Raw genomic sequence first — 25,704 nt, forward strand, 5'->3', positions numbered from 1 at the left:
TCAGTTCCCCTTGAATTCCGGCTTCGCCTTGGCGGCAAAGGCCTCGAAGGCCCGGCGGAAGTCGCCGGTCGCCATGCAGATCGCCTGCGCCTGCGCTTCCGCCTCGATCAATTGGTCGATGCCCATCGCCCATTCCTGGTCGAGCATCTTCTTGGTCATCGCATGGGCAAACCAGGGACCGTCGGCGATATTGCGTGCGAATTTCTGCGCTTCGGCAAGCAGCGACGGACGCTCGTGCAGGGCATTGTAGAAGCCCCAGGCATTACCCTCCGTCGCGGTCATGACGCGGCCGGTGAAGAGCAGTTCGGCGGCGCGGCCCTGGCCGATGATGCGGGGAAGAATGCCGCAGGCGCCCATGTCAGCACCCGCCAGCCCGACGCGGGTAAAGAGAAAGGCCGTCTTCGCCTCCGGCGTTGCCACGCGGAAGTCCGACGCCATGGCCAGAATGGCGCCAGCGCCAGCGCAGATGCCGTCGACCGCTGCTATGACCGGTTGCGGGCAGGCGCGGATCTGGCGCACCAGTTCGCCGGTCATGCGGGTGAAATCCAGAAGATCGGGCATAGGCATGCGCGTCAGGGGCTCGATGATCTCGAAGACGTCGCCGCCGGAGGAAAAGTTGTCGCCGGCGCCGGTCAGCACCACGGCGCGCACGTCGCTGGCGCGGGCAAGCGAGCGGAAAAGATCGCAGAGCTCTTCGTAGCTTTCGAAGGTCAGCGGGTTTTTCTTTTCCGGACGGTTGAGGGTGATCGTGGCGACGCGCCCGTCGGCATCCGTCTCGAACAGGAAGTGCTTGGCCTTGTGGTCTTTGAAGGCGCGCTTCTTGGCCTGCATCGGATTTGTCATCTCTATCCTCCGAGAACTTCGCCGCCGGCGACAGCGATCGCCTGGCCGGTGATTGCGGTCGCTCGCTCCGACGCCAGCCAGGAGACGGTGTGGGCGACTTCTTCCGGCGTCACCAGACGGCCCTGCGGATTGGAGCGGGCAAGGCTGGCGCGTGCTTCCTCGCGCGAGCGGCCGGTCTTTTCGCTGATCGTATCGAGCGCGCCGTCGATCAGCGGTGTGTCGGTAAAGCCGGGGCAGACGGCGTTCACGGTGACGTCGGTGCGGGCAAGCTCGAGCGCCAGCGCACGCGTCAGGCCGACGACGCCGTGCTTCGACGCGCAATAGGCCGACACATAGGCATAGCCGGTGAGGCCCGCGGTGCTCGCGACGTTGACGATCCGGCCGTTGCCGGCCCGCCGCACGGAGGCAAGCGCTGCCTGCGTCACCAGATAGACCCCGGTGAGGTTGATGGAAAGCACCCGCTGCCAAAGCGCGAAGTCGGTCTTTTCGAACGGTGCCGAGGGCGCTTCGCCGGCGCAGTTGACGAGAACAGCGATGTCTCCGGCTTCGGCAATTGCGGCCGCAATGCCTTGCTCGACCGCCTCCGGGTTGGTCACATCGAAGCCGGCACGGACAAGGGCCTGTCCGCCGGCCGCAAGGATTTCGTCCCGCACGGCTTCAAGTGGTGCTGCGCGCCGGCCGGCGAGGCTGACGACATGGCCGTCGGCGGCCAGTGCCAGCGCGATCGCCTTGCCAATGCCGCTGCCGGCACCCGTGACGAGGGCGTGCCTCTTGCTCATCACTTGCCCGCCGTCGTTGCGGCGCGCGCCAGGTTGTTCACATACTGCGCTCGAGCCGAATGGTACTGTTTCGGCCAGGGCTGCTCCTCGTAGCCGATCTTCGCCGCCTCGTGCATGACGAAGGACGGGTCGGCCAGATGCGGACGGGCAATCGCGCAGAGATCGGCGCGACCGGCGGCAATGATCGAATTGGCGTGGTCGGCCTCGGAAATCGCCCCGACGGCGATGGTCGGGACCTGGATCTCGTTGCGGATCTTGTCGGAAAAAGGCGTCTGGAACAGCCGGCCATAAACCGGCTTTTCCTCCTTCACCACCTGGCCGGAGGAGCAGTCGATCATGTCGGCGCCCGCCTCCTTGAACAGCCGGGCAAAGATCGCCGCATCCTCGGGCGTATTGCCGCCCTCGTGCCAGTCATGGGTCGAGAGGCGGACCGACATCGGCCGGTCCTCGGGCCAGACCTTACGGACTGCGTGGAAGACTTCGAGCGGGAAGCGGGCGCGAGCCGCATGGTCGCCGCCATAGTCGTCGGTGCGCAGATTGGTGAGCGGCGACAGGAAACTCGACAGCAGGTAGCCGTGCGCCACATGCAGTTCGAGGATATCGAAACCGAGATCTCGGGCCCGTTCGGTGGCCCGCACGAAGTCGGCGACCACCCGGTCCATATCCGCCCGCGTCATTTCCCGCGGCGTATCCGAATGCTTGAGGTAGGGCAGGGCGGACGCGGAAATGAGCGGCCATCCGCCTTCGTCCAACGGCTGGTCGATCCCCTCCCAGGCGACCTTCGTCGCACCCTTGCGGCCGGCATGGCCGAGCTGGATGCCGATCTTGGCGGGCGTCTGCTGGTGCACGAAGTCGACGATGCGCCTGAAGGCCTGGGCCTGCTCGTCGTTCCAGAGCCCCAGGCATCCGGGCGTGATGCGGGCGTCGGCCGATACGCAGGTCATTTCCGGGAAGACGAGGGCGGCACCGCCCATGGCGCGCGCGCCGAGATGCACGAGATGAAAATCGTTCGGCACGCCGTCGGTCGCCGAATACATCGCCATCGGCGAAACCACGATGCGGTTTTTCAGTGTCAGGCCACGAAGCCTGAACGGCGTGAACATCGGCGGCGGCACCGTACCGTTCGCTGCCGGCTCGACACCGGCGCGTTCGGCAAACCAGCGCTCGAAGCCCTCGAGCCAGTCCTTGTCGCGCAGGCGAAGGTTTTCGTGGCTGATGCGCTGCGAGCGGGTCAGCATCGAATACATGAACTGCTCGGGCTCAAGTGTGTCGGCATAGCGCGTGCCGACCACTTCGAACCATTCCATGGCATTGCGGGCGGCATTCTGGATGCGGGCGACATCGACGCGGCGCACTTCTTCGTAAGCCGAGAGCACGGCCGGGATGTTCGCCTTGTCGTGGCCGAGAATGTCGAACTGGCGGGTCAGCTCGATCGCGTCATCGATCGCAAGCTTGGTGCCCGAGCCAATGGCGAAATGGGCCGTATGGGCGCTGTCGCCCATCAGGACGACGTGGCTCTGGCCATTGAAATGGCTCCATTTCTCGCAGATCAGCCGGCCGAAGTTCAGCCAGGCCGAGCCGCGCAAGTGCCGCGCATTGGTCATCAGCTTGTGGCCGTCGAGCGTGCCGGCAAAGAGCTTCTCGCAGAACGCGATCGACTGGTCCTGGTCCATCTGATCGAGACCATGGGCCTTGAAGACGTCGTCGGTGGTCTCGACGATGAAGGTCGAGGTGTTCTCGTCGAAGCGGTAGATATGCGCCTGGAACCAGCCATGTTCGGTGCGCTGGAAATCGAAGGTGAAGGCGTCGAACTTCTTGTCCGTGCCGAGCCAGACATAGCGGTTCGGCCGGATCACCATGTCGGGCTTGAAGACGTCGGCGTATTTGTTGCGGATCCGCGAGTTGACGCCATCTGCGGCAATGATCAGGTCCGCATCGGCGAACTGCTCGTCGCTTTCCACGTCCTGCTCGAACAGAAGCTCCACGCCGAGTTCGAGGCAGCGTTCCTGGAGGATGTTAAGCATCTTCTTGCGGCCGATGCCGACAAAGCCGTGGCCGGTCGTGCGGATCTTGCGGCCCTTGAAGACCAGCTCGATATCGTCCCAATGGTTGAAGGAAACCTCGATCGCCTCGGCCGTTTCCGGGTCCCATTGCCGCATCGACTGCATGGTGGCGTCCGAGAAAACCACCCCCCAGCCGAAGGTGTCGAAGGCGCGGTTCCGCTCGACCACCGTGACGTAGTGCTCCGGGTGCTGCCGCTTCATCAGCAGCGCAAAATAGAGGCCGGCAGGTCCGCCACCGATACAGACGATCCGCATGTCGTTCTCCTCCCGAGTTCCGGCTGCGCGCGTCACCGTCGAGCTGGCGCAAGCGGCCATGCCGGACTGTTGCAAGCAGGGTGGACTCGTTCCGGAGAAATTTCAAGCTTAAAATTGTTTTGAGCAGACTGGATGCCGACGCCGGCTTTCGCCGCGCGGGCGAGCGCTGTCGCATCGCTTCAGGGCCGGTGCGGCAGAAGGCAAGGGAGGATAGGAAGGGCCGAGGCGCGCGGGCCTCAGGAGTTTCGGCCAAGCGAGGCGATGATCGACCGCTTGAGCGTGGCGAGCTCGTCCATCAGCACGCCGCCGTCCTTGGCCGGAAGGCCGGCGAACAGGTCCGAGATCCAATCGGCATGCCTTGCCGCCATCTTCTCGAATTCGGCGCGGCCGAAGGGGGTAAGGGCGATGATCTGAACACGTCGATCGGTCGGAAGCGTCGTACGGTTGATGTGGCCGCTCTCGGTCAGCCGCTCCACCAGTACCGTAATGTTGCCGGGCGAGACCATCATGCGCTTGGAGACCTCGCCAAGCACCATGCCGTCAGGCGCGCGCTCGAGCTGGGCCATCAGGTCGAAACGCGGCAAGGTCGAATCGAATTCTTCCCGCAGCCGCCGACGGATTTCGCTTTCGACCAGCGTCGAACAGGTCAGAAGACGCAGCCATAGCCTGAGCTCTGCGCGGTGATCGCCCGGAGCCTCGAGCGCCTTGGTCTCGCCATCCACCCATTCCGGCGAGGTGTCGAACTTGTCTTCACCCATCATTCCCAACGTCCGCTTCCAACCCTGCGCCGCAAATCAGCGGCTCTTTCGTTTTTCTGCTTTTAGAGAGGTAAGCAGGTCTTGGACAGGTTGTCACGGGCCGTCATTTGGACGCAAGGCCGGGCACTGCCTGGGCGAGCGATGGCGACGCGCGACCGCCATCTTCGGACTGGACATAGACGTTGACGGTAAAGCCGATGTGCTCGGCCATCAGGATGCGGGCACGCTCGATATCGCGATCGAGTGCTGCCTCCATCAGCTCGGTATGGTGCTCGATCGCCATGGCGTCCTCAAGCGCCGCAACGGCCTCCTCGTAGCCTGCACTCATACCGGCAGCAGCCCGCATCGTCGGCGCCAGGCTTAAGAAGCGGTGGTGACGGCGAAGCTGGTCGGAGATCGTTGCCTGAAACCGCGTGAGCCAGCGCGATCTTGCAGCGCTGATTAGAGCCGTATGAAAGCCGGCATGTTTTTCGTCCCACTCGTCGACTTCGCTCTCGGAGAAGCGCTCGACGGAAACCTTGCAGCGCGACAGCCGGTAGTGTGCCGTGACCACGGCGGATTCCCAGGCGCTGTCGCCGTTCTCGATCGATTCGATGAGCAGCGGCAGTTCGACGGCAAGGCGGGCGCGGGTGAGGTCGTCGAGTTCTTCGCGTGACACCGGAGCAACGGCAAAGCCGCGATTGCTGATGGCCGTCACCAGCCCTTCCGCCTCCAGCCGTGAGAGGGCCTCGCGAAGCGGCGTCCAGCCGATGCCGTAGCTTTCGCGCAGCGTGCTCAGCTTCATCGGCGCGCCCGGCTTCAGCCGCGTCGCAAGGATGTCGCGGCGCAGCAGCCGGTAGGCCGATTCCGTCTTGGTCGACTGTTCTTGGTCTTGCATCCAAGTTCCCTTAGCCCCCACACTCGGGTTGAGGCAAATATATATAGTTCAGCGCCTCGAATGAAAATATATATATTAGTTTGACAAGAGGCCGGTGCGGTCCCATGATCCGCCCAAGCCGCCGAGGAGGGCGGTAACGCTCGTCAAATTCTGGGAGGGATGTATGAGCAGGCTTAAGAGCACGTGGCTTTCGGGATTGGTTGTCGCCGGCGCAATGGCATGGGGACTGGGCGCGGCTGCTGCCGATCCGATCCGCATCGGCATTGCCAATTTCGGCGAGCATCCGCAATTGAACGCGTCGATCGCCGGCTTCAAGAAGGCACTGGCCGAAAACGGCTTCGTCGAAGGCAAGGATGTCGTCTACACCGAGAGCCACACCAATTTCGACGCCTCGCTGGTTCCGCAGATGATCGCCAAGCTGCAGGCCGAACAGCCGAAGCTGGTCTATACGATCACCACGCCGGTCTCGCAGATCGCCAAGAAGGCGCTCGCCGGCTCCGGCATTCCGGTGGTCTTCTCGGCCGTCACCGATCCGGTGGCCGCCAAGCTCGTTCCGTCCTGGGAAGCTGGTGACGACGGCATGACCGGTGCGACCGACCTTCAGGACGTGGCCGCCGTCATGGCCTTTACGCACAAGCTGCTTCCGAACGCCAAGCGTTTCGGCGTGCCCTATAATCCGGGTGAAGCGAACGACCAGGCCCTGCTCGACAAGATCAAGGAAGCGGCCCCTGCTGCAGGTTTTGAGGTTGTGGAGGTCGGCGTCGACAACGTCAACGACATCCAGCAGCGCATCGCCTCCTTCGCCGGCAAGGCCGATGTGATCTACACGCCCGCATCCAACCTGCTGCAGCCGGCGATCGGCGCCGTTTCGGCAGCCGCGCGCCAAGCACAGATCCCGATCGTCAACTCCGACGACGGTGCCGTGCGTGACGGCGTCGTACCGGCAAGCTTTGCGGTCAACTACGAGCAGGTCGGCGTCAATGCCGGCAAGATCGCTGCCCAGATCCTCAAGGGTGCAGACCCGAAGACCATCGCACCGTCGCGTCCGGCCTATGAAGATCACGCGCCGCTGATCTCGAAGAAGGCGGCCGCCGCCTTCGGTATCGAAGTGCCGGCAGCGCTTGCGACCGAATGCAACTGCGTGGTCGATTGATCTCCGTCTTGTCTCTTCAGTGACGGCGCCCCGAGCGCCGTCATTTCATAAGTTAAGGGGGAGCCAATGCTGGAAATCAGATCGGCCCGCAAAGTCTTCTACAAGGGGCAGCCGGACGAAAAGGTCGCGCTCGACGGCCTCAATCTCAGCCTTGCCACGGGCGAATTCGGCGTCGTCATCGGTTCCAACGGCGCCGGCAAGAGCAGCATGCTCAACGCCATTTCGGGTTCATTGGTGCTCGATACCGGCCAGATCGTCATCAACGGCGACGACGTGACGGCGACGCCCGTGCACAAGCGCGCGATGCGGCTTGCCCGCGTCTTCCAGGACCCGATGCGCGGCACCGCCGCCTCGATGACGGTGGCCGAAAACATGCTGCTTGCCGAACTGCGCAGCAACAAGCGCACGCTGCGGCGCGGATTGAATGCAACGCGGCTTGCCACCTACAGGGAACGCCTGTCGCTTCTGGGTCTCGGCCTCGAGAACCGCCTCGACACACGGGTGGAGCTTCTGTCCGGCGGCCAGCGGCAATCGCTGTCCTTGATCATGGCGGTCGGCGGCGAGCCGGAACTGCTGCTGCTCGACGAACACACCGCAGCGCTTGATCCGCGCACGGCAGATATCGTCATGCAGGCGACGATCCGTGCGGTCGAAGCCTTGAAGCTGACGACGCTGATGGTGACGCACAACATGCAGCATGCCGTCGACTTTGGTCACAAGGTCATCATGCTCGATGCCGGGCGCGTGCGCCTCGAGATCGATGGCAAGGAAAAGGCGCAGACGACCGTGCCAGATCTGATCGGCCACTTCTCCGTCAAAACCGACCGCATGTTCCTGGCGAGCTGACGATCATGGATATCATTCAAAACACCGTCGCGAGCTTCATCTCGCTCGTTCCCGTCACGCTCGCGCAGAGCCTGATCCTTGCCTTCGTCGTGCTCGGGATCATGATCCCGTTCCGCATGCTGAGCTTTCCTGATCTGACCAGCGAAGGCGCATTTCCGCTCGGCGGCTGCGTCTGCGGCGTCTTGATGGCGGCCGGCATGTCGCCGCTTGCGGCAATCGCCATCGCGCTTCTCGCCGGCTTCCTCGCCGGCTGCTGTACGGCCTTCATCCATCTGCGGTTCCGGATCCACACGCTGCTTGCCGGCATTCTGATGATGACGATGCTCTATTCGATCAATCTCCGGATCATGGGCCGTTCGAACCTTTCCGTTTTCGGTGCGCCGACGGTGTTCGACTGGGCGCCGGGACTGCAGCCGGGCTTCCCGGCAAGCAAGATCGTGGTTGCGGGGCTGATCGCACTCATCGTCTTCTTCCTGCTCTATCACTTCTTCCGCACGGAGAAGGGCACGGCCGTGCGCGCCGTCGGGGCCAACCCTGACATGGCCGAAGCGCAAGGGATCAATGTCTGGATGGCGACGATCGGCGGCGTCGGACTGGCGGGCGCGTTTTCGGCGGCAGGCGGCGCACTGATGGTGCAGTCGCAGGGCTTTGCCGACGTCAACATGGGCCTCGGCATCCTGATCAACGGGCTTGCAGCGCTGATGATCGGCGAAGCAATCGTCGGCAAGCAGAGCGTGGCGCGCCAGCTCGCGGCACCCTTCGTCGGCGCCATCGTCTACTACCAGCTCGTCTCCTTCTGCCTGGCGGCCGGCATGCCGCCGCCGGACCTGAAACTGGCGACCGGGCTCTTCGTTCTTGCCATGCTGGCTCTTCCGAGCCTCAAGCGAAGCCGTGGGCCGGCACCCGCCCGCGAAACCGTTCGCGAATAAATGAGGACCACCTTCATGAATGCAGTTCCTGATCTTGCCGCGATCAAGGCCATGGATGCGGCCGATGTGCTCGCCCCGATGCGCGAGCGCTTCATCCTGCCTCCGGGGCTCATCTACCTCGACGGCAACTCGCTCGGCGTCGCCTCGACCGCCGCCTTCGACGAACTTCAGAAGGCCGCGACCGTGGAATGGGGTCAGGACCTCATCCGCAGCTGGAACACCGCCGGCTGGTTCGAGATGCCGCTGACGCTCGGCGACCGGGTCGGGCGGCTGATCGGGGCTGCCTCCGGCCAGACCGTCGTCTGCGACACCACCTCGATCAACATCTACAAGGCGCTGCATGCGGCGATGGCCTTGCGGCCCGATCGGTCGGTGATTGTCAGCGAAGGCGGCAGTTTCCCGACCGACCTCTACATGGCCGAAGGCGTGGTCTCGACGCGCGCCGGTGCTTCGCTCCGGCTCGAAGGGGTCGATGCACCCGAGATCGAGGACCTGATCGACGGCAGCGTCGCCGTGGTTCTGGTCAACCATGTCAATTACAAGTCCGGCGAGCTGCGCGACATGGCGGCGCTGACCCGCAAGGCGCACGAACACGGCGCGCTGGTCATCTGGGACCTCTGCCATACGGCTGGCGCCCTGCCGGTTGATCTCGATGGCGCCAATGTCGATTTCGCCGTCGGCTGCACCTACAAGTACCTGAACGGTGGCCCCGGCGCCCCCGCCTTCATCTATGCCGCCACCCGTCACCACGGCGATATCCGCCAGCCGCTTAGCGGCTGGTGGGGCCACGCCCGTCCCTTCGCCTTCGAAAAGCACTATGCAGCCGGCGAGGGCATTCGACGTTTCCTCTGCGGAACGCAGCCGATCCTGTCGCTGCGGGCACTGAAGGGGGCGCTCGACGTCTGGGACGCGGTCGACATGAAGGCGCTGCGCGAAAAAAGCATCGGCCTCACGGACCTCTTCATTGCGCTGGTCGAGGCGAAATGCGGTGCCTATGGCCTCGAGCTCGAAAGCCCGCGCGATGGTACCAAGCGCGGAAGCCAGGTTTCGTTCAAACACCCGAACGCCTACGAGATCATGCAAGCGCTCATTGCCCGCGGCGTCATCGGCGATTTCCGGGCACCAACGACGATGCGCTTCGGATTCACGCCGCTCTATGTGAGCTATGCCGACGTCTGGCAGGCGGTCGAAATCCTGGAAGACATCCTCAAGACCGGTGCCTGGAAGGATGCGCGCTTCGCGGTCCGTGCGGCCGTGACCTGATCGATTGCAGCGTAGCGGGCGGCATTGTCGCCCGCTGCATTCTTGCTCAGACGCGTGCTGAGGTAGCCGCCCGCAGCGTTCGTTCAGAGCTACTGTGCCCTGGGGCGAGAGGACGGCGAACGGGGGACTTAAGCCATGACTGCGCCACGCCGCCCGACCCCGGACGAAATCGCCGATGCTCGCAAACGCATCGCGCCGCATTTCGCGCGCACGCCGCTGGTCAGGCTCGACCTTGGGCTTCCGGACTGCCAGATTTTCCTGAAACTGGAGACGCTGTCTCCGATCGGCGCCTTCAAGCTCCGTCCGGCCCTGAACGCTGTCTTGTCGCGCGATCCGGCCGATCTCAAAAACGGCGTCGCAGTCACCAGTTCCGGTAACATGGCCTATGGCATGGCCTGGGCGGCACGCCTTATCGGCGTGCCGATGGTTGCCTACATGTATCGCGGCGCGCCGCAGACCAAGATAGACGGCGTGCGTATGCTTGGTGGTGAGGTGCGTTTCGTCAGTGCCGAGACCTGGTGGGACTACATCACTGGCGCCGATCGCCCGGACGCGCCGGAGCTGCTGATCAATCCGGTGACCGACCAGGCGGTGCTGGCCGGCAACGGCTCCATCGGCATGGAAATCGTCGAGGACCTGCCCGAGGTCGATGTCGTGCTGACGCCCTTTGGCGGCGGCAGCATGACCACCGGGGTGGCCAGCGCCATCAAGGCCGCTTCCGGCCGCTGCCGTGTCTTTGCCGTCGAGGATGACAGCGCCGCACCGGTTTCGGCAGCTCTTGAGGCCGGGCAGATCGTGACGATCGAAACCCGCCCGTCCTTTATCAAGAGTATCGGCGCGCCATCGCTGGTGCCGCATATTTGGCCAGTGGCGCGGAACCTGATCGACGGTGCGATCGCCGTCAGCCAGGCGCAGGTGTGTGACGCGATGCGGCTCCTCTTCAAGAAGGCAAAGATCGTCGCCGAGGGCGCGGGGGCTGCCTCGCTTGCCGCCGCAATCGCCCGGCCGGATCTCAAGGGCAACATCGTCTGCGTGATCTCCGGTGGCAACATCGATGCTACCGCCTATTCCACCGTGCTCGGCGGTGGCATTCCCTCGGCCTGAGCGACTGGCTCAAACGCCGAGATAGCGGTCCTGAAGTTCTGGCGTCAGCGTGGCTGGAGCGCCCTCAAAGACGGTTGTACCCTTTTCGAGCACGAAGCAACGGTCGGCAACAGGCAGCAGCTCCGAAAGCGTCTTGTCGACGACGAGGATCGATTGTCCTGCCGTCTTCAGTGTGCGGATCGCCGACCAGATGTCCTGGCGGATGACCGGGGCAAGCCCTTCGGTTGCCTCGTCGAGAATGAGCAGGCTCGGATTGGTCATCAGCGCCCGGCCGATCGCCAGCATCTGCTGCTCGCCGCCAGAGAGTGTGTTGGCATATTGGTCGCGCCGTTCGCCGAGGCGCGGGAAGAGCGCGGTCACCTTCTCGAAGGTCCATCCGTTGCCGCGGGCGGTGGCCACAAGGTTCTCCATGACGGTGAGATTGGGAAAGCAGCGCCGTCCTTCGGGCACGAGGCCGAGGCCGAGTCTCGCAATCCGGTGCGGACGCAGGCCGGAGATCGTCTTGCCGGCAAAGCTGATTGCGCCCGAGCGCGGCCGCACGAGGCCGAGGATCGAATTGATCGTCGTCGTCTTGCCCATGCCGTTGCGGCCCATGAGCGCGACGACCTCCCCCTCGCGTACATCGAGGTTGACGCCGAAGAGCGCCTGGGAAGCGCCGTAGAAGGTTTCAAGGCCTTTCAGTTCGAGCAGGCTCACGCGGCTTCTCCCAGATAGGCCCGGCGTACTTCGGGATCGCTGCGGATTTCATCGACCGTGCCCGACGCGATGATGCGGCCATAGACCAGCACGGAAATGCGGTCCGCCAGCGCAAAGACCGCATCCATGTCGTGCTCGACCAGGAGCATCGGCGCTTCGTGGCGCAAACCGTCGAGGAAGGAGGTCAGCCGCTTCGAGCCCTCCGGCCCCATGCCGGCCATCGGCTCGTCGAACAGAAACGCCTTTGGCGACAACGCCAGCGCGATGGCGATTTCGAGCTGCCTGCGCTCGCCGTGCGAGAGTTCGGCTGCCGGCACATGGGCACGCGCGGCAAGATCGACGCGCTCCAGCATGGCCATCGCTGGTTCGATCAGGTCCTTGTCGCGGGTCACCTGGCGGAAGAAGTGGAAGCTGCTGCCCTGCCGCGCCTGTACTGCCAGCATGACGTTGCGAAGCGCCGAGAACTCCTGCGCCAGCGAGGAGATCTGGAAGCTGCGCGCAAGGCCGAGCCGTGCGCGGGCGGCCATGTCGAGGCCGCCGATATCCTGGCCGAGAAAGCGGATGGTGCCGCTGTCGGCCTTGAGCGAGCCGGCGATCTGGTGGATCAGGGTGCTCTTGCCGGCGCCGTTCGGGCCGATCAGTGCGTGGATCTGGCCGGGGCGGAGCTCAAGACTGACACCATCGGTCGCTTTCAGCGCGCCGAAGGATTTTCTGAGATCGCGGATTTCGAGAACGGGCTCAGACATGGCGCGGCTTTCCGGAGAGGAGACCCAGCAGACCACCGCGAGCAAAGAGCACGATGCCGAGCAGGATGAGGCCGAGGAAGAACTGCCAGCGCTCGGTAATACCGCCGAGCACATATTCGACGAAGACGAAGATCATCGCGCCGGCGACGGGGCCGAACAGCCGGCCCTTGCCGCCGAGGATGATCAGCACGATCAGTTCGCCCGACATGTGCCAAGAGAGCATCGAGGGCCCGACGAAGCGGTTGAGATCGGCATAGAGCGCGCCGGCGAGCCCGGTGATCATCGCCGAGACGGCAAAGGCGACGAGCCGGATGTTGAAGGGCGCAATGCCCACTGCCGCAAGGCGGATCCCGTTCTGCCTTGCCGCTTGCAGGGCGCTGCCGAAGCGCGAGCCTTCGACGACGCGAAACAGGAGCAGCGCTGCCATCAGAGCCGCGTAGCAGATCAGGAAGTAGGGCAGGGGCTTGGCGGTGTTGACGCCGGGAAAGGCGTTGCGCATCGACAAGGACAGGCCGTCCTCGCCGCCATAGGCCGGCCAGGAGATGGCGAAATAGTAGATCATCTGCGCGAAGGCGAGCGTGATCATGATGAAATAGACGCCCGACGTACGCAGGCTGATCGCGCCGATCGGCAACGCGATGAGGCCGGCGACCGCGATCGCCGTAACCCAGATAATCGGCATCGACGTCGTCGCCGGAATGCCAGCGAAAAGCGGCTCGGCATTGAAGGCGTGGGTCGCAAGGATACCGGCGACGTAGCCGCCGAGGCCGAAGAACGCCGCATGCCCGAAGGAAAGCAGCCCGCCGAGCCCCAGCGCCATATTGAGGCCGACGGCGGCAAGGGCCAGCACCGCGATGCGGGTTGCGAGCGTCACATAGAAGGGTTCGCCCAGACTTGCGGCCAGGATCGGCGCGCCGAGAAGCAGGAGGGCGAGCAGCAGGTTGATTGTGGTTTCGCGGGTCATCGATACCCTCACGACTGCGCCGCAAACAGGCCGCTTGGCCTGAAGGCGAGGATGAGAGCCATGACGACATAGATCAGCATCGAGGCGAGCGCTGCCCCGATCGTGGTCGCCTGCGATGCGGGCATGGTGAGTGCCAAAAGCGAGGGAAGCAGAAAGCGGCCCATCGTGTCGACGACACCGACGATGATGGCACCGACCAGCGCGCCCTTGATCGAGCCGATGCCGCCGATGACGATGACGACGAAGGCGAGGATCAGCACCGGCTCACCCATCCCGACCTGCACCGATTGCAGCGCGCCGACCAGTGCACCGGCAAGCCCGGCAAGCGCCGCTCCAAGCGCGAAGACCACCGTATAAAGCGTACCTATGTCGACACCGAGCGCTCCGATCATCTCGCGATCGGACTCGCCCGCCCGGATGCGCATGCCGAGCCGGGTACGGGAGATCAGCAGATAGAGGCCGATCGCGACGGCGATACCGACGCCGATGATCGCCAACCGGTAGAGCTGGTACTGGCCGCCGCCCGGAAGCGGCACCGCGCCCTGGAGCACGGGCGGGATGTCGAGATAGAGCGGGAACGAGCCGAAGAGCCAGCGGGCGCCTTCCGACAGGACCAGGATCAGCGCGAAGGTGGCGAGCACCTGATCGAGATGATCGCGGTCATAGAGCCTGCGAATGACGGCGACCTCGATGATCGCGCCGACGCCGGCGGCGGCCGCAAGGCTCGCGATCAGCCCGATCCAGAAGGAGCCTGTCGCGGCTGCGACCGTCGCGCAGGCAAAGGCGCCGATCATGTAGAGCGAGCCGTGTGCCAGGTTGATCAGACCCATGACGCCAAAGATCAGCGTCAGGCCGGCGGCCATCAGAAACAGCATCACACCGAGCTGGAGCCCGTTGAGCAGTTGTTCGATGAGAAGTGCGGTGAACAAGAGACCGGTCCAAGCTTCATTCGGGACGACACGGATCATCGACCGGATGCCGGCATCGAAGCCGGGCATCCGGGTGACGGGCGACAAGCGTTACATGCTGCACTTGTCCGCGTAGGCGTCCTTGTGGTCTTCGAAGGCGGTGGCGATGATCTTGTTGGTGAGCACGCCGTCGGCTTCCTTCACCACCTCGCGAACGTAGATGTTCTGGATCGGGTGGTTGTTGTTGTTGAAGACGAACTTGCCGCGCACCGACTGGAAGTCGGCTGCCTTAAGTGCTGCGCGGAAGGCGTCCTTGTCCTTGACATCAGCCTTGGAAAGGGCGGCGAGGATCAGGTTTGCCGTGTCCCAGCTCTGTGCCGCGTAAATCGAGGGCAGGCGCTTGTATTCGGCCTTGAAGGCTTCGACGAACTTCTTGTTGGCCTCGTTGTCGAGGTCCTTCGACCAGGTTGCCGAGTTCTTGACGCCAAGGGCAGCATCGCCGATCGCCGGCAGGACGTCCTGGCTGAAGGAGAAGCCGGGGCCCATGACCGGGATATTCACGCCCGACTGGGCATATTGCTTCATGAAGGCGATGCCCATGCCGCCGGGCAGGAAGAAGTAGACGCTGTCGGCGCCCGAGGCGCGGATCTGGGCGATCTCGGCGGCATAGTCGGTCTGGCCGACCTGCGTGTAGATCTCGCCGGCAAGTGCACCCTTATAGTAGCGTTTGAACCCGGTCAGCGCGTCCTTGCCGGCCGGATAGTTGGGCGCCAGGATGAAGGCGTTCTTGTAGTCCTTGTTGGCGTATTGCCCCATCGCCTCGTGGAAGTTGTCGTTCTGGTAGGCGACGTTGAAATAGTTCGGATTGCAGTTCGCACCGGCAAGCGCCGAAGGGCCGGCGTTCGGCGAGAGATAGATCACGTCCTGCGCCACCGTGTTCGGCACGACGGCCATTGCGAGGTTCGACCAGATGATGCCCGTCATCAGGTCGACCTTGTCGCCCTGGATCATCTTCTCGGCGATCTGCACCGCAAGTTCCGGCTTCTGGGCATCGTCCTCGATCACCAGTTCGACGTCCTTGTTGCCCGACTGCTTGATAGCCAGGGTGAAGGCGTCGCGCATGTCGATGCCGAGGCCGGCGCCGCCGCCTGAAAGCGTGGTGATGACTCCGATCTTCACCGGCTCGGCATGGGCAAGGCTCGATGTCGCAAGCGAAAGGCCAAGAAGGCCCGCGGCCAGAATGCGGTTCATGCTGTTCTCCTCTTTGTTGGTTCCCTTTTGGGTTGTGTTCTATCAGAGACCCGTGCGCACGTGCCAGAGCTCGGGGAAAAGTTCCACTTCGAGCATCTTTTTCAGATAGGACGCGCCGGATGTGCCCCCGGTTCCGCGTTTCATGCCGATGATACGCTCGACCGTCGTGACGTGGTTGAAGCGCCAGCGGCGGAAATAGTCCTCGAAATCGACCAGCTTCTCGGCAAGCTCGTAGAGCATCCAGTAGCGTTCCGGATCGCGGTAGACGGTCTGCCAGGCGGCAAAGACCTTGTCGCTTTCGGTACGCGTCTCGCGCCAATCGGTCTTGTCCGCTTCCGCGCCGACGTCGAAGCCGTTGCGCGAAAGCAGCCGGATCGCCTCGTCGTAGAGCGACGGCGCTGAAAGGATCGCTTCCAGCTTTTCCATGATGTCGGGGCGGTGCGCATGGGGGCCGAGCATCGCGACATTGCGGTTGCCGGCAAGGAACTCGATCGCCCGGTACTGCCAGGACTGGAAACCGGAGGATTGGCCGAGCGATTCGCGGAACGTGGTATATTCGCTGGGGGTCATCGTGCGCAGCACGTCCCAGGCGCTGTTCAGCTGCTCGAAGATGCGGGCGACGCGCGTCAGCATCTTGAAGGCCGGCTCCAGCCGGTCGTCGCGGATCGAGCGGACCGCCGCGTTGATCTCGTGCAGCGCGAGCTTCATCCAGAGCTCGGACGTCTGATGCTGGATGATGAACAGCATCTCGTCATGGGCTTTGGAAAGCGGCTCCTGTGCGTCCAGCACCTTTTCCAGCATCAGGTAGTCGCTGTAGGACATGCGTCCCTTGAACGACATTTGGGCGCCTTCTTTCGAAGGATCGTATGACTTGCTCATATTTTCAGTTCTCCGACCGCAATCGGAACCGCTGGATCTTGCCCGTGGCTGTCTTTGGCAGGTTGTCCAGGAACTTTACCGATCGCGGATATTTGTAGGGTGCGATCGTCGCCTTCACATGATCCTGCAGGCGCTTGATCGTTGCGTCGTCCGCCGACACGCCAGATATCAGAACGACATAGGCTTCGACAATCTGGCCGCGCTCCGCATCGGGCGCACCGACAACGGCGCATTCGGCGACTTCCGGGTGGGAAATCAGGGCCGCCTCGACCTCTGGCCCAGCGATGTTGTAGCCGGCGGTGATGATCATGTCGTCGGAGCGGGCGGCGAAATGGAAGAACCCATCTTCGTCCTGGTAGAAGGCGTCGCCGGTGAGGTTCCAGCCGTCGCGGACATAGTCGCGCTGGCGGGCATCCGACATGTAGCGGCAGCCGGTCGGGCCGCGCACCGCAAGCCTGCCGATCGTGCCGCGGGGCACTTCCTGCATGTCGTCATTGACGATCCGTGCCTGGTAGCCGCCCACGGGCTTGCCGGTCGAGGCGGCCTTGCGATCCTCGAACCGGTTGGAAATGAAGATGTGCAGCATCTCGGTCGCGCCGATGCCGTCGAGGATCGGCTTGCCGGTCTTGGCCGTCCACTCCTCAAAGACCGGACCGGGCAGGGTCTCGCCCGCGGAAATCGCGACGCGCAGTGATGAAAGATCGGCGCCGTTGTCCATCGCCTTCATCATCGCCCGATAGGCGGTGGGGGCGGTAAACGAGATCGTCGCTCTGTATTTCTCGATGATCTCCACCATGTTGGCGGGCGTCGCGTGCTCGAGCAGTGTCGCTGCGGCTCCAAAGCGCAAGGGGAAGATCGCAAGGCCGCCAAGGCCGAAGGTGAAGGCGAGCGGCGGCGAGCCGACGAAGATATCGTCGGGCGTGACGGCGAGCACTTCACGGGCGTAGCCGTCGGCGATCGCAAGCAGATCGCGATGGAAGTGCATGGTCGCCTTGGGGATCCCGGTCGTGCCCGAGGTGAAGCCGAGCAGCGCCACGTCGTCGCGACCGGTATGCACGGCCTCGAACACGACGGATTTGTCGAGTGCGATGCGGTCGAGTTCCGCGTCGTGGTTCGCCGTGCCGTCGAAGCTCACGACCTGCTTCAGGAAGCGGCTGTCCTTGGCGCAGGCGATCATCTCTTCCATCAGCCGCGTGTCGCAGAGCGCCAGGCTGATTTCGGCCTTGTCGACGATCTTGGCGAGTTCCCCGGCTCTCAGCATCGGCATGGTGTTGACGACGACGGCGCCGGCCTTGGTTGCCGCCAGCCAGCAAGCGACCATGGCCGGATTGTTGGCGGAGCGGATGAGCACGCGATGGCCGGGTTTGACGCCGTAATTTTCGACCAGCGCATGGGCGAGCCGGTTGGTCCAGTCGGACAGTTCCTTGTAGGTCCGGCGGCGCCCGTTGCCGATCAGCGCGGTATGATCGCCGAAACCCTTGGCGACCATGGCGTCCGTCAGTTCAACGGCGGCGTTGAGGTGATCCGGATAGTCAAAACCTTCGAGAAGGAACTCCGGCCATTCTTCCGGTGGCGGAAGATGGTCGCGGGTGAACGTATCGACGTGCGAAGTCGGTCCAAGCATGTGGCGGCTGTTCCCTATTTTCGTTCGTGCCTGTTGCCCAGGCATTGTTCAAAGCCGGCTGAAAGTCTTGCGGTGGTTCAAAGCCCTGGTCTGCAGGCACGCGACGAGCGTCGCGTCACGGTTCAAGGTGACACGGGCGGTCGCTGACGCGATCCCAGTTATGGCGATAGGCACAGCGAGACCTCCACTTCTCGGCTGAACATGGGGCAGCATCGCACCAGTCCAAAATTATTTCAAGCCTAAAGTTTTTTCGAATTCCAGCATTGCCTTTCCCGGTGGGGCAGGCGATTGCTATCTGTAAGGAGACATCAAGGGGAGCATGAAATCGATGCTGGAACACCGCATTTCCGACTGGGACGACGCCTATGCGAACGGCTCGAACATCGCGCGCGGTGATCGCTGGCCGGAGGCTTGGGTCAAGCCGGCCGAGGCGTTCCGCAACGCCCTCTTGAGCGCTGGGCGCGCCAAGCTCGACCTTGCCTATGGCGACGGGCCGAGGAACCGCATGGACCTGTTTCTGCCCGATGGTTCGCCGAAGGGCCTGGTGGTCTTCGTCCACGGCGGGTACTGGCTGCAGCTCGACAAGAGCTTCTGGTCGCACCTGGCGGCCGGGGCCGTGGAGCACGGCTATGCCGTCGCGATGCCGTCCTACACGCTCTGCCCGGAGATCCGCATTGCCGGGATCGTCGAGGAGGTCGCCGCCGCCATCAGCGAGGCAGCGAAACGCGTCGAGGGTCCCTTGATGCTGACCGGCCACTCGGCCGGCGGCCATCTGGTCAGCCGGATGATCACGACGACAGCGCCGCTTTCGCAGGATGTCCAGGCCCGGATCCGCAACGTCGTGTCGATCTCGGGCGTCCATGATCTGCGCCCGATCATGTCGACGGCCATGAACGAGAAGCTCGCGATCGACGAGGCCGAGGCACTTTCGCAGAGCCCGGCGCTGCTGCGGCCAATGCAAGACGCCCGCATCACCTGCTGGGTCGGCGGCGGCGAGCGTGCGGAGTTCCTGCGCCAGAATGCGCTTCTTGCCAATATCTGGACCGGGTTGGGCGCAAGGACTGCTGCTGTCGCCGAACCGGACAGGCACCACTTCAACGTCATCGACGGCCTTGCCGACGCCAGGCATCCTCTGGTTCGGACGCTGCTGTCGGACGAGTGATCGTCAGGCCGGGTCGCTCCCTGGGCGCAAACTGAAGGAGGTGTCGCTGGAAGTCGGCGTCAAGAATTCCTTCATCGTGCTCGACGATGCCGACCTTGACCTGGCCGTCAAGAATGCCGTCTGGAGCGTCTATCTGCATCAGGGGCAGATCTGCCTGTCGGCGGGGCGCGTGCTGGTGCACTCGGGCATCGCCGGAGAGGACACCCGCAGGCTCGCAGACCATGCCGGCAAGCTGTCGGTCGGTGATCCGGCCTCGGGCAGGGTGGCGGTTGGCCCGCTCATCAACCGTGCCCAGCCAGGGGCGCCTGACCTGGCATTCGCCGGTGATCGCCTTCGACCGCGATTTGATCGCGGCCGTTCGAGCAAGCGCGAGCGAGCGCCAGCTCTCCCATCGCGACATTGTTTCCGGCGCCGGCCATCACGCGTTCAATCTGGCGCGCCGGGTCCCGACCACGATGATCTTCGTACCCTGCCGCGACGGGGTCAGTCACATCCCGCGCGAATACGCGTCACCCGGCGATGTCACCGCCGGCGCGAACATACTCCTCGACGTCACATTCGATCGTGCGTCGGCGTGATGGACGCGCAAGACGTGGACGGGAGCAACGGAATTGTCGGCCCCGCACGGGAGAGAGCATCGCTCTTGATGCGACGGGAAGCATCGGCTGAGCCGTAAAGCTGCCGTTGAATGGTCAGCAAATGGCCCCGATACGGCCGCATCGAGCCCATTCCAGCGTTCCATCGTCACGGCGCATTCGGTATCCGGCCGACCTTGGGGGCGATTGAAAGTCAGTGTCGCTCCCGATCACGTCATACGCATCAGAGAGGAATGAATATGATCACCGGTTACAAACCCGTCGCGTCGCTCGCAGCCGCCGTCTTCAGCTTCATGGTCGTCAGTCCCGCATCCGCCCTTGAGATCGCTCAGGCTGAAACGACCCAGCCGACGCAGGGCCAGGCTGGCAACAAGGCCCCGGACGCTGCGATCAGCGACCAGAAAATCGAGGCCTTCGCGGTTGCCTATCTTCAGGTCGATAAGGTCAGGCAGGAATATTCTGCCAAGATAGAAGCTACGTCGGATGCAGCGGCGAAGAAGGATCTGGAGACCGAAGCCAGCAAGAAAATGGTCGAGACCGTGCAAGCCTCACCGACCATTTCGATCGAAGAGTATTCGGCAATCCTGACAGCTGCGCAGAGCGATCCGGCAGTCGCCAAGAAAGTTCAGGCAAAACTCCAAGACACGGCTCCCGCACAGCAATAACCGGGCTTGAACGCAACCGGTTCGACCGAGACAAATGGGTAGCCCGCACCAGGTGTGGGCTACTCGCTATGAAATGGATTCGCCGATCGGCCTCGCCTAGGTCCAGCCGCTTCAAGATCGCCTGGTTCGCGACCTATGTCGCTGAAGCCGGCAATAAGCGCGTCAGTTCGGGCGCCTGGCAAGAATTCCGGCGAGTGCCGTAATCTCCCGCTCGAGCACTTCGGGCGTTATTCCGATGAACCGTCCTTCGAGGCTGAGAGAGATCACGCCATGAACGGCGGCGAAGAACGTGCGGGCACGAATTGCCACGTCTTCCCGGCTGGCATGCGGCAATTGCTGCGCGAGCGGTGCTGCGATGAGACCAATCAGGAAGCCATGTTCGGCAAGATGCCACTCGGGGACCGGGGCGCCCTCGGGCATTCTGTGTTCGAAAAGCGCCGCCCATAGATTTCGCTCTGCGAGCGCAAACCGGAGATAGGCGAGCGACAGGCTCAGGAAGGTTTCCTGAACATCCGCCGCCGGCAGGGCCGCCGATTTGAGGGCGGCTTCCAGGCGCTTTAACGTCCCCGAATTGACATGCAGGATCAGCCCGTCGAGATCATCGAAGACGGTGTAGAGCCCACCGAGTGCCGCACCTGCACGCTCGGCTATGTCGCGGGCACGCAGGTTCTTCAATCCTTGCTCCCGGATCAGCTCCGTGCCGGCGGCAACAAGCCTCGATCTCAGATCTTCCTTCTTCGCTTCACGCTTTCCGGCCAATGGTCTTCACCTCTTTTTGAACGGTGTTCATTTTTATATTGAACAGCGTTCATTTTTATGAGAAAACATTATTGAACATTGTTCATACATGGAGGTGAGGAGATGTTCAAACAAATCGTAACGCTCATCCGCGGTCGTGCCCATATGGCGGAAGAAGCCTTCGCCGATCGGCATGCGCTCCCCATTCTGGCGCAGCAGATACGTGATGCTGCCCGCGGTGTCGAAAGCGCGCGCCGGGCCGTCGCCTTGGTCATAGCGCAAAATCGCCTGGAAAGGGAAAATGCCGAGCGGCTTTCGGCTCACATCGAGGAGCTCGAAATCCGCGCCATTGCGGCGCTTGAAAAGGGGCGAGGGGATCTGGCCGCGGAAGCCGCAGCCTCGATCGCGCGACTGGAAACCGAATTGCAGAACGCACGTCAGGTTCAGGCGGAATTTGCAGACGGAATAGATCGACTGAGGCAAGCGGTGCGGCAGAGCGAAACGCGCCTGGCGGCGCTGCGCCGCGGCGAACGCCTGGCCGCCGCGCGTGACCGGACGCAGCGGCTTTCCCGCGAGGTGCCCGGCAACGATCTCGCGACGCTCGGCGACGCCGAGGCAACGCTCGCGCGGCTCGAAACGCGCCAGCGCGAGGCTGAATTGACCGCCGAAGCGCTAATCGAGCTGGAAGAGACGCCGGATCCAGCAGCACTTGCGCAGAAACTGGCCGCGGCCGGTTGTGGGCGTCCTCTCGTGACAAGCGCCGACGACGTGCTCGAGCGCCTGCGCGCCAAGATGAACCTCACGCTTTGAAACCTCTGTTTCTCAAAGGACAACGACGATGAACGACAGCCTGATGAAACACTCACCGGCCTGGACCTCTTTTTCCTATGTTAGCTTCGGCGTGGCCGCCTTCATGGTGGTGATCGGCCTATACATGATGCCGATCGACCTCTGGGGCAAAGGCTACCTGGCCATGGGCATCCTGATGCTGCTGCAGACGGCCGTGAACGTGACCAAGACGCTGCGCGACAATCTGGAGGCAGAAAAGCTCATCCGCAGGATCGATGATGCCAAGACCGAGAAATTGCTGCTCGGCATCAAGGCGGACGAAGTTTAGTTCCCGTTAGCCTTGTCGTGATGGCTAGCAACCTGTGGACGAGTGCGTAACTATTTTCATCTAGAACGCTCAAAAAAGGGAGACGTTCCGTGAAAAACAATCTGATGACTTCCCGGCGCTTTGCGCCACTCTTCTGGACGCAGTTTCTATCGGCGTTCAACGACAATTTTCTTAAGAATACGCTCGTCTTCCTCATCCTCGCAACCGTGGCGGCCGATGACGCGGGATCGCTCGTCACGCTGGCCGGCGCCGTCTTCATGGCGCCGTTCCTGCTCTTCTCGGCGCTTGGCGGCGAACTCGCCGACAAGTTCGACAAGGCTGAAGTCGCCGAGAGACTGAAGCGCTGGGAGCTTGCGGCCGCCGGTGTCGCGGTTGTCGGGATCGCCTTCTCCTCCATCGCGGTGCTGCTGGTTGCACTCTTCCTGTTCGGCGCGATCTCCGCGCTCTTCGGGCCGGTCAAATACGGCATCCTGCCGGACCACCTGGAGCGCAAGGAACTGCCACGCGCCAACGCCTGGATCGAAGGGGCAACCTTCATCGCCATCCTCAGCGGCACGGTCGTTGCAGGGCTTGCCGCGGCCGATGGCGTCGATCCCTGGGTGTTCGGTCCCATGATGCTCGGCTTGGCACTCGCCTGCTGGCTTTCCAGCCGTTACATCCCGCGCCTCGGCGCAAAGGCTCCGTATCTCGTCGTTGATCGCAACGTCCTGCGCTCGACCGGTCGGCTCGTTGCCTCTTTGCGCGGCGACCAGCGCCTTTGGCGCACCGCGCTGATGGCCGCCTGGTTCTGGCTGGCGGGCGCCATCGTGCTGTCGCTGCTGCCGCCCATGGTGAAGAACCATCTCGGCGGCGACGAGACGGCGATCACCGCCTATCTCGCCGTTTTTGCCGTCGCAATCGGCATTGGCTCGGCGATTGCCGCCTGGATGTCGGCCGGACGCATCGTGCTCCTGCCAGCCCCCGTCGGCACCCTGATCATGGCGCTGTTCGGTCTCGATCTCGCCTGGTGCGTGGGACAAGCCGGCACAGTCGCTCCGGCTGAGACGCTCTCTGCCTTCTTCGCCAATCCCTATACGATGCGGATCGCCATCGATCTTGCCGGCATGGCGATCGCCGGTGCCTTCCTCGCCGTTCCCACGCTCGCAGCGCTTCAGGCCTGGGCGCAAGAGGACCAGCGGTCGCGCGTCATCGGTGCGTCGAACGTGCTGTCTGCAGCCTTCATCACCACCGGCGGCGGCCTTGTCGCTATCCTGCAGGCGTCCGGCATGTCGACACCGGTGCTCTTTGCCGGTCTCGCCTTTGCCAATGCCGTTGCGGCCTGGGTCATGCTGCGCACGCTGCCGACCAACGCTTTCCGTGATTTCGTCTCTATCCTCTTCCGCGCCTTCCTGCGTCTGGAAGTCGAAGGCCTCGACAATCTGAAGAAGGCCGGTCGCGCACCGATCATTGCGCTCAACCATGTGTCCTTCCTCGACGGCGCGCTGGCGCTGGCGCTGACCGAAGAGGAGCCGACCTTCGCGGTCGATTACACGATCGCCAAGGCCTGGTGGGTAAAGCCGTTCCTGAAGATGTGCAACTTCCTGCCGCTGGATCCGTCAAAGCCGATGGCAACGCGTACGCTTATCAAGACGGTCAACAACGGTGAGCCGCTGGTGATCTTCCCTGAGGGCCGCATCACGGTGACCGGCGCCTTGATGAAGGTCTATGACGGCGCGGCGATGGTGGCCGACAAGACCGGCTCCATGGTCGTGCCGGTGCGCATCGACGGGCTGGAGAAGAGCTACTTTTCGCGCCTCAGTTCCATGCACGTGCGCCGCCGCCTGTTCCCGAAGGTGAAGGTGACCATTCTGGAGCCGGTTCGCCTGTCTGTGCCGCAAGAGCTGAAGGGCCGCAAGCGGCGCATGGCCGCGGGTGCCGCGCTCTACCAGGTCATGTCGATGCTGATGTTCCGCACCACCGACACGGACACCACCGTGCTCGAAAAGGTGATCAAGACCGCCAAGGAGCGTGGGTTCAACAAGCTCGCCGTGCAGGACCCGGTTACCGGTTCGCTCACCTATGGCAAGCTGTTGACCGGCGCGGCCGTGCTCGGCGCCAAGTTCCAGTCGCTTTTCCCGAATGAAAAGGCACTTGGCGTTCTCCTGCCCAACGCCAACGGCGCGGTTGCCACCATCCTCGGCGTGATGTCGGCCGGCAAGGTCCCGGCCATGCTCAATTTCACCGCCGGTGCAGCCAACATCATCTCGGCCTGCAAGGCAGCCGAGGTCCGTCATGTGTTGACGTCGCGTGCCTTCGTCGCCCAGGCGAAACTCGGGCCCGTCGTCGAGGAATTGTCGAAGACGGTGGAGATCGTCTGGCTCGATGATCTGCGCCAGACGATCGGACTTGCCGACAAGCTGCGTGGTCTGCTGCGAAAGGGGCGGCCGCTCGTCCGGCGCACGGCCGACGAGCCGGCGGTCATTCTCTATACGTCGGGATCCGAGGGGACGCCGAAGGGCGTGGTGCTGACGCACCGCAACATCCTCTCCAACGCAGCCCAGGCCGCGTCGCGCATCGATTTCCACTCGGGCGACAAGGTGTTCAACATCCTGCCGGTGTTCCATTCCTTCGGTCTCACGGCCGGAACGGTCCTGCCGCTCATCTCCGGGGTGCCGGTCTATTTCTACCCGTCGCCACTGCACTACCGGATCATCCCGGAGCTGATCTATGCGTCCAACGCGACCATCATCTTCGGGACCGACACGTTCCTGAACGGTTATGCCCGGACGGCACATCCCTATGACTTCCGCTCGATCCGCTACTGCTTCGCCGGTGCCGAACCGGTTCGTGCCGCAACGCGCGCGCTCTACATGGAGAAGTTCGGCGTCCGCATCCTCGAAGGCTATGGCGTGACCGAGGCTGCGCCAGTGATCGCGCTGAACACGCCGATGTTCAACAAGGCCGGTAGCGTCGGCAAGATCATGCCGGGCATGGAATACAGGCTCGATGCCGTGCCGGGTGTCACCGAAGGCGGTCGTCTCTTCATCCGCGGCGCCAACGTCATGGCCGGGTATCTTCGCGTCGAGGCGCCCGGCGTGCTGGAGCCGGCGCCCGACGGCTGGCATGATACCGGCGATATCGTCACGGTCGATGAAGACGGCTTCATCGTCATCCGCGGGCGGGCCAAGCGTTTCGCCAAGATCGGCGGCGAGATGGTTTCGCTTGGCGCTGTTGAAGCGCTGGCGGGCGAGATGTGGCCCGGCCAGTTGACGGTCGTCGTGTCGTTGCCTGATCCCAAGAAGGGTGAGCGTCTGGTCATGCTCACCGATGCTCCTGGTGCGACACGTGCCGCTTTCCTCCGCTTCGCCAAAGACAAGGGGGCGATGGACATGATGGTTCCCTCCGACGTGAGGGTGGGTGCCGTACCGGTGCTCGGGACCGGCAAGGTGGACTTCGTCAGTGCGCAAAGGCTTCTTGCCGAGACGGCAACGACCGAGAACGCCGCCTGA

At 63.4% G+C, this 25,704-nt stretch carries 24 protein-coding genes and 1 pseudogene; 12 read left to right on the forward strand and 13 right to left on the reverse strand.

Annotated features, from left to right (window positions below):
• The 5 genes from IB267_RS20190 to IB267_RS20210 all read right to left on the reverse strand — a co-directional run bounded on the left by IB267_RS20190 (position 1) and on the right by IB267_RS20210 (position 5,575).
• Entirely contained in the window at positions 1–843 is an 843-nt protein-coding gene (locus tag IB267_RS20190) for an enoyl-CoA hydratase family protein (RefSeq protein ID WP_192449177.1), read from the reverse strand.
• 2 nt (positions 844–845) lie between these two features.
• Entirely contained in the window at positions 846–1,622 is a 777-nt protein-coding gene (locus tag IB267_RS20195) for an SDR family NAD(P)-dependent oxidoreductase (RefSeq protein WP_192449178.1), read from the reverse strand.
• Positions 1,622–3,940 (reverse strand): bifunctional salicylyl-CoA 5-hydroxylase/oxidoreductase, encoded by a 2,319-nt coding sequence (locus IB267_RS20200; RefSeq protein WP_192449179.1) that lies wholly within the window; start codon positions 3,938–3,940, stop codon positions 1,622–1,624. Before IB267_RS20200 ends, IB267_RS20195 begins: the two co-directional genes overlap by 1 nt.
• A 236-nt stretch (positions 3,941–4,176) precedes the next feature.
• Positions 4,177–4,701, reverse strand: coding sequence for a MarR family winged helix-turn-helix transcriptional regulator (locus IB267_RS20205; RefSeq protein WP_246765128.1), 525 nt, complete (start codon positions 4,699–4,701; stop codon positions 4,177–4,179).
• 100 nt (positions 4,702–4,801) lie between these two features.
• Positions 4,802–5,575: a GntR family transcriptional regulator gene (locus IB267_RS20210; RefSeq protein WP_192449180.1), complete on the reverse strand. Its 774-nt coding sequence runs from the start codon at positions 5,573–5,575 to the stop codon at positions 4,802–4,804.
• A 163-nt stretch (positions 5,576–5,738) separates the two neighbouring features.
• On the opposite strand from IB267_RS20210, the gene IB267_RS20215 reads away from it, so the two are divergent.
• The 5 genes from IB267_RS20215 (at position 5,739) to IB267_RS20235 (ending at position 10,870) form a co-directional block, all read left to right on the forward strand.
• A complete protein-coding gene (locus IB267_RS20215; RefSeq protein ID WP_043612423.1) occupies positions 5,739–6,728 on the forward strand; it encodes an ABC transporter substrate-binding protein in 990 nt (329 codons plus the stop codon).
• A gap of 66 nt (positions 6,729–6,794) precedes the next feature.
• A complete protein-coding gene (locus IB267_RS20220) occupies positions 6,795–7,574 on the forward strand; it encodes an ABC transporter ATP-binding protein (RefSeq protein WP_192449181.1) in 780 nt (259 codons plus the stop codon).
• Between the two features lie 5 nt (positions 7,575–7,579).
• Positions 7,580–8,503 (forward strand): ABC transporter permease, encoded by a 924-nt coding sequence (locus tag IB267_RS20225; RefSeq protein WP_192449182.1) that lies wholly within the window; start codon positions 7,580–7,582, stop codon positions 8,501–8,503.
• A gap of 15 nt (positions 8,504–8,518) precedes the next feature.
• A complete protein-coding gene (gene kynU, locus IB267_RS20230) occupies positions 8,519–9,766 on the forward strand; it encodes a kynureninase (protein WP_192449183.1) in 1,248 nt (415 codons plus the stop codon).
• 135 nt (positions 9,767–9,901) lie between these two features.
• Positions 9,902–10,870: a threonine/serine dehydratase gene (locus IB267_RS20235; protein WP_192449184.1), complete on the forward strand. Its 969-nt coding sequence runs from the start codon at positions 9,902–9,904 to the stop codon at positions 10,868–10,870.
• A 9-nt stretch (positions 10,871–10,879) separates the two neighbouring features.
• Here the strand turns inward: IB267_RS20235 and IB267_RS20240 are convergent, their stop codons facing one another.
• From IB267_RS20240 to IB267_RS20270, 7 genes are all read right to left on the reverse strand, one after another.
• Complete coding sequence (locus IB267_RS20240; RefSeq protein WP_192449185.1) at positions 10,880–11,566, reverse strand: ABC transporter ATP-binding protein; 687 nt, start codon at positions 11,564–11,566, stop codon at positions 10,880–10,882.
• The gene (locus tag IB267_RS20245; RefSeq protein WP_192449186.1) at positions 11,563–12,312 is read right to left on the reverse strand and encodes an ABC transporter ATP-binding protein; all 750 of its coding nucleotides are present in this window, start codon (positions 12,310–12,312) and stop codon (positions 11,563–11,565) included. Before IB267_RS20245 ends, IB267_RS20240 begins: the two co-directional genes overlap by 4 nt.
• On the reverse strand, positions 12,305–13,276 hold the full coding sequence (locus IB267_RS20250) for a branched-chain amino acid ABC transporter permease (RefSeq protein WP_192449187.1): 972 nt from the start codon (positions 13,274–13,276) through the stop codon (positions 12,305–12,307). The genes IB267_RS20245 and IB267_RS20250 overlap by 8 nt, the downstream gene beginning before the upstream one ends.
• A gap of 8 nt (positions 13,277–13,284) precedes the next feature.
• Positions 13,285–14,205, reverse strand: coding sequence for a branched-chain amino acid ABC transporter permease (locus IB267_RS20255; protein WP_043624088.1), 921 nt, complete (start codon positions 14,203–14,205; stop codon positions 13,285–13,287).
• A gap of 90 nt (positions 14,206–14,295) precedes the next feature.
• On the reverse strand, positions 14,296–15,435 hold the full coding sequence (locus IB267_RS20260; RefSeq protein ID WP_192449188.1) for an ABC transporter substrate-binding protein: 1,140 nt from the start codon (positions 15,433–15,435) through the stop codon (positions 14,296–14,298).
• Between the two features lie 42 nt (positions 15,436–15,477).
• On the reverse strand, positions 15,478–16,314 hold the full coding sequence (gene kynA, locus IB267_RS20265; protein WP_192449189.1) for a tryptophan 2,3-dioxygenase: 837 nt from the start codon (positions 16,312–16,314) through the stop codon (positions 15,478–15,480).
• A gap of 4 nt (positions 16,315–16,318) precedes the next feature.
• On the reverse strand, positions 16,319–17,938 hold the full coding sequence (locus IB267_RS20270) for a benzoate-CoA ligase family protein (RefSeq protein ID WP_192449190.1): 1,620 nt from the start codon (positions 17,936–17,938) through the stop codon (positions 16,319–16,321).
• Positions 17,939–18,266: 328 nt separating this feature from the next.
• Here IB267_RS20270 and IB267_RS20275 point away from each other — a divergent pair, with 328 nt between their 5' ends.
• The 4 genes and pseudogenes from IB267_RS20275 to IB267_RS20290 all read left to right on the forward strand — a co-directional run bounded on the left by IB267_RS20275 (position 18,267) and on the right by IB267_RS20290 (position 20,361).
• Positions 18,267–19,100 carry an alpha/beta hydrolase gene (locus IB267_RS20275; protein ID WP_192449309.1) on the forward strand — a complete coding sequence of 278 codons (834 nt, stop codon included), beginning with the start codon at positions 18,267–18,269 and terminating at the stop codon, positions 19,098–19,100.
• Positions 19,101–19,176: 76 nt separating this feature from the next.
• Positions 19,177–19,335 (forward strand): annotated as a pseudogene (locus IB267_RS34000) (aldehyde dehydrogenase family protein); the annotation flags it as partial.
• Positions 19,336–19,369: 34 nt separating this feature from the next.
• A complete protein-coding gene (locus IB267_RS20285) occupies positions 19,370–19,678 on the forward strand; it encodes a M20/M25/M40 family metallo-hydrolase (RefSeq protein WP_246810722.1) in 309 nt (102 codons plus the stop codon).
• Between the two features lie 257 nt (positions 19,679–19,935).
• Positions 19,936–20,361 carry a DUF4168 domain-containing protein gene (locus IB267_RS20290; RefSeq protein ID WP_192449310.1) on the forward strand — a complete coding sequence of 142 codons (426 nt, stop codon included), beginning with the start codon at positions 19,936–19,938 and terminating at the stop codon, positions 20,359–20,361.
• A 162-nt stretch (positions 20,362–20,523) separates the two neighbouring features.
• Here IB267_RS20290 and IB267_RS20295 read toward each other — a convergent pair whose 3' ends face one another.
• Positions 20,524–21,120 (reverse strand): TetR/AcrR family transcriptional regulator, encoded by a 597-nt coding sequence (locus IB267_RS20295; RefSeq protein ID WP_192449192.1) that lies wholly within the window; start codon positions 21,118–21,120, stop codon positions 20,524–20,526.
• Between the two features lie 102 nt (positions 21,121–21,222).
• Between IB267_RS20295 and IB267_RS20300 the strand changes: the two genes are divergently transcribed.
• The 3 genes from IB267_RS20300 (at position 21,223) to IB267_RS20310 (ending at position 25,704) form a co-directional block, all read left to right on the forward strand.
• Complete coding sequence (locus IB267_RS20300) at positions 21,223–21,909, forward strand: PspA/IM30 family protein (RefSeq protein WP_192449193.1); 687 nt, start codon at positions 21,223–21,225, stop codon at positions 21,907–21,909.
• A 28-nt stretch (positions 21,910–21,937) separates the two neighbouring features.
• Positions 21,938–22,216, forward strand: coding sequence for a YiaA/YiaB family inner membrane protein (locus IB267_RS20305; protein ID WP_034796305.1), 279 nt, complete (start codon positions 21,938–21,940; stop codon positions 22,214–22,216).
• Between the two features lie 89 nt (positions 22,217–22,305).
• A complete protein-coding gene (locus IB267_RS20310) occupies positions 22,306–25,704 on the forward strand; it encodes an acyl-[ACP]--phospholipid O-acyltransferase (protein ID WP_192449194.1) in 3,399 nt (1,132 codons plus the stop codon).

Source organism: Ensifer sp. ENS09 (assembly GCF_014852425.1).
Lineage (GTDB): Bacteria > Pseudomonadota > Alphaproteobacteria > Rhizobiales > Rhizobiaceae > Ensifer.

Coding starts and splice junctions, on each gene's coding strand:
- IB267_RS20190 (WP_192449177.1), bottom strand. CDS start 843: ATGACAAATCCGATGCAGGCCAAGAAGCGCGCCTTCAAAGACCACAAG.
- IB267_RS20195 (WP_192449178.1), bottom strand. CDS start 1,622: ATGAGCAAGAGGCACGCCCTCGTCACGGGTGCCGGCAGCGGCATTGGC.
- IB267_RS20200 (WP_192449179.1), bottom strand. CDS start 3,940: ATGCGGATCGTCTGTATCGGTGGCGGACCTGCCGGCCTCTATTTTGCG.
- IB267_RS20205 (WP_246765128.1), bottom strand. CDS start 4,701: ATGATGGGTGAAGACAAGTTCGACACCTCGCCGGAATGGGTGGATGGC.
- IB267_RS20210 (WP_192449180.1), bottom strand. CDS start 5,575: ATGCAAGACCAAGAACAGTCGACCAAGACGGAATCGGCCTACCGGCTG.
- IB267_RS20215 (WP_043612423.1), top strand. CDS start 5,739: ATGAGCAGGCTTAAGAGCACGTGGCTTTCGGGATTGGTTGTCGCCGGC.
- IB267_RS20220 (WP_192449181.1), top strand. CDS start 6,795: ATGCTGGAAATCAGATCGGCCCGCAAAGTCTTCTACAAGGGGCAGCCG.
- IB267_RS20225 (WP_192449182.1), top strand. CDS start 7,580: ATGGATATCATTCAAAACACCGTCGCGAGCTTCATCTCGCTCGTTCCC.
- kynU (WP_192449183.1), top strand. CDS start 8,519: ATGAATGCAGTTCCTGATCTTGCCGCGATCAAGGCCATGGATGCGGCC.
- IB267_RS20235 (WP_192449184.1), top strand. CDS start 9,902: ATGACTGCGCCACGCCGCCCGACCCCGGACGAAATCGCCGATGCTCGC.
- IB267_RS20245 (WP_192449186.1), bottom strand. CDS start 12,312: ATGTCTGAGCCCGTTCTCGAAATCCGCGATCTCAGAAAATCCTTCGGC.
- IB267_RS20250 (WP_192449187.1), bottom strand. CDS start 13,276: ATGACCCGCGAAACCACAATCAACCTGCTGCTCGCCCTCCTGCTTCTC.
- IB267_RS20260 (WP_192449188.1), bottom strand. CDS start 15,435: ATGAACCGCATTCTGGCCGCGGGCCTTCTTGGCCTTTCGCTTGCGACA.
- kynA (WP_192449189.1), bottom strand. CDS start 16,314: ATGAGCAAGTCATACGATCCTTCGAAAGAAGGCGCCCAAATGTCGTTC.
- IB267_RS20270 (WP_192449190.1), bottom strand. CDS start 17,938: ATGCTTGGACCGACTTCGCACGTCGATACGTTCACCCGCGACCATCTT.
- IB267_RS20275 (WP_192449309.1), top strand. CDS start 18,267: ATGCTGGAACACCGCATTTCCGACTGGGACGACGCCTATGCGAACGGC.
- IB267_RS20290 (WP_192449310.1), top strand. CDS start 19,936: ATGATCACCGGTTACAAACCCGTCGCGTCGCTCGCAGCCGCCGTCTTC.
- IB267_RS20300 (WP_192449193.1), top strand. CDS start 21,223: ATGTTCAAACAAATCGTAACGCTCATCCGCGGTCGTGCCCATATGGCG.
- IB267_RS20305 (WP_034796305.1), top strand. CDS start 21,938: ATGAACGACAGCCTGATGAAACACTCACCGGCCTGGACCTCTTTTTCC.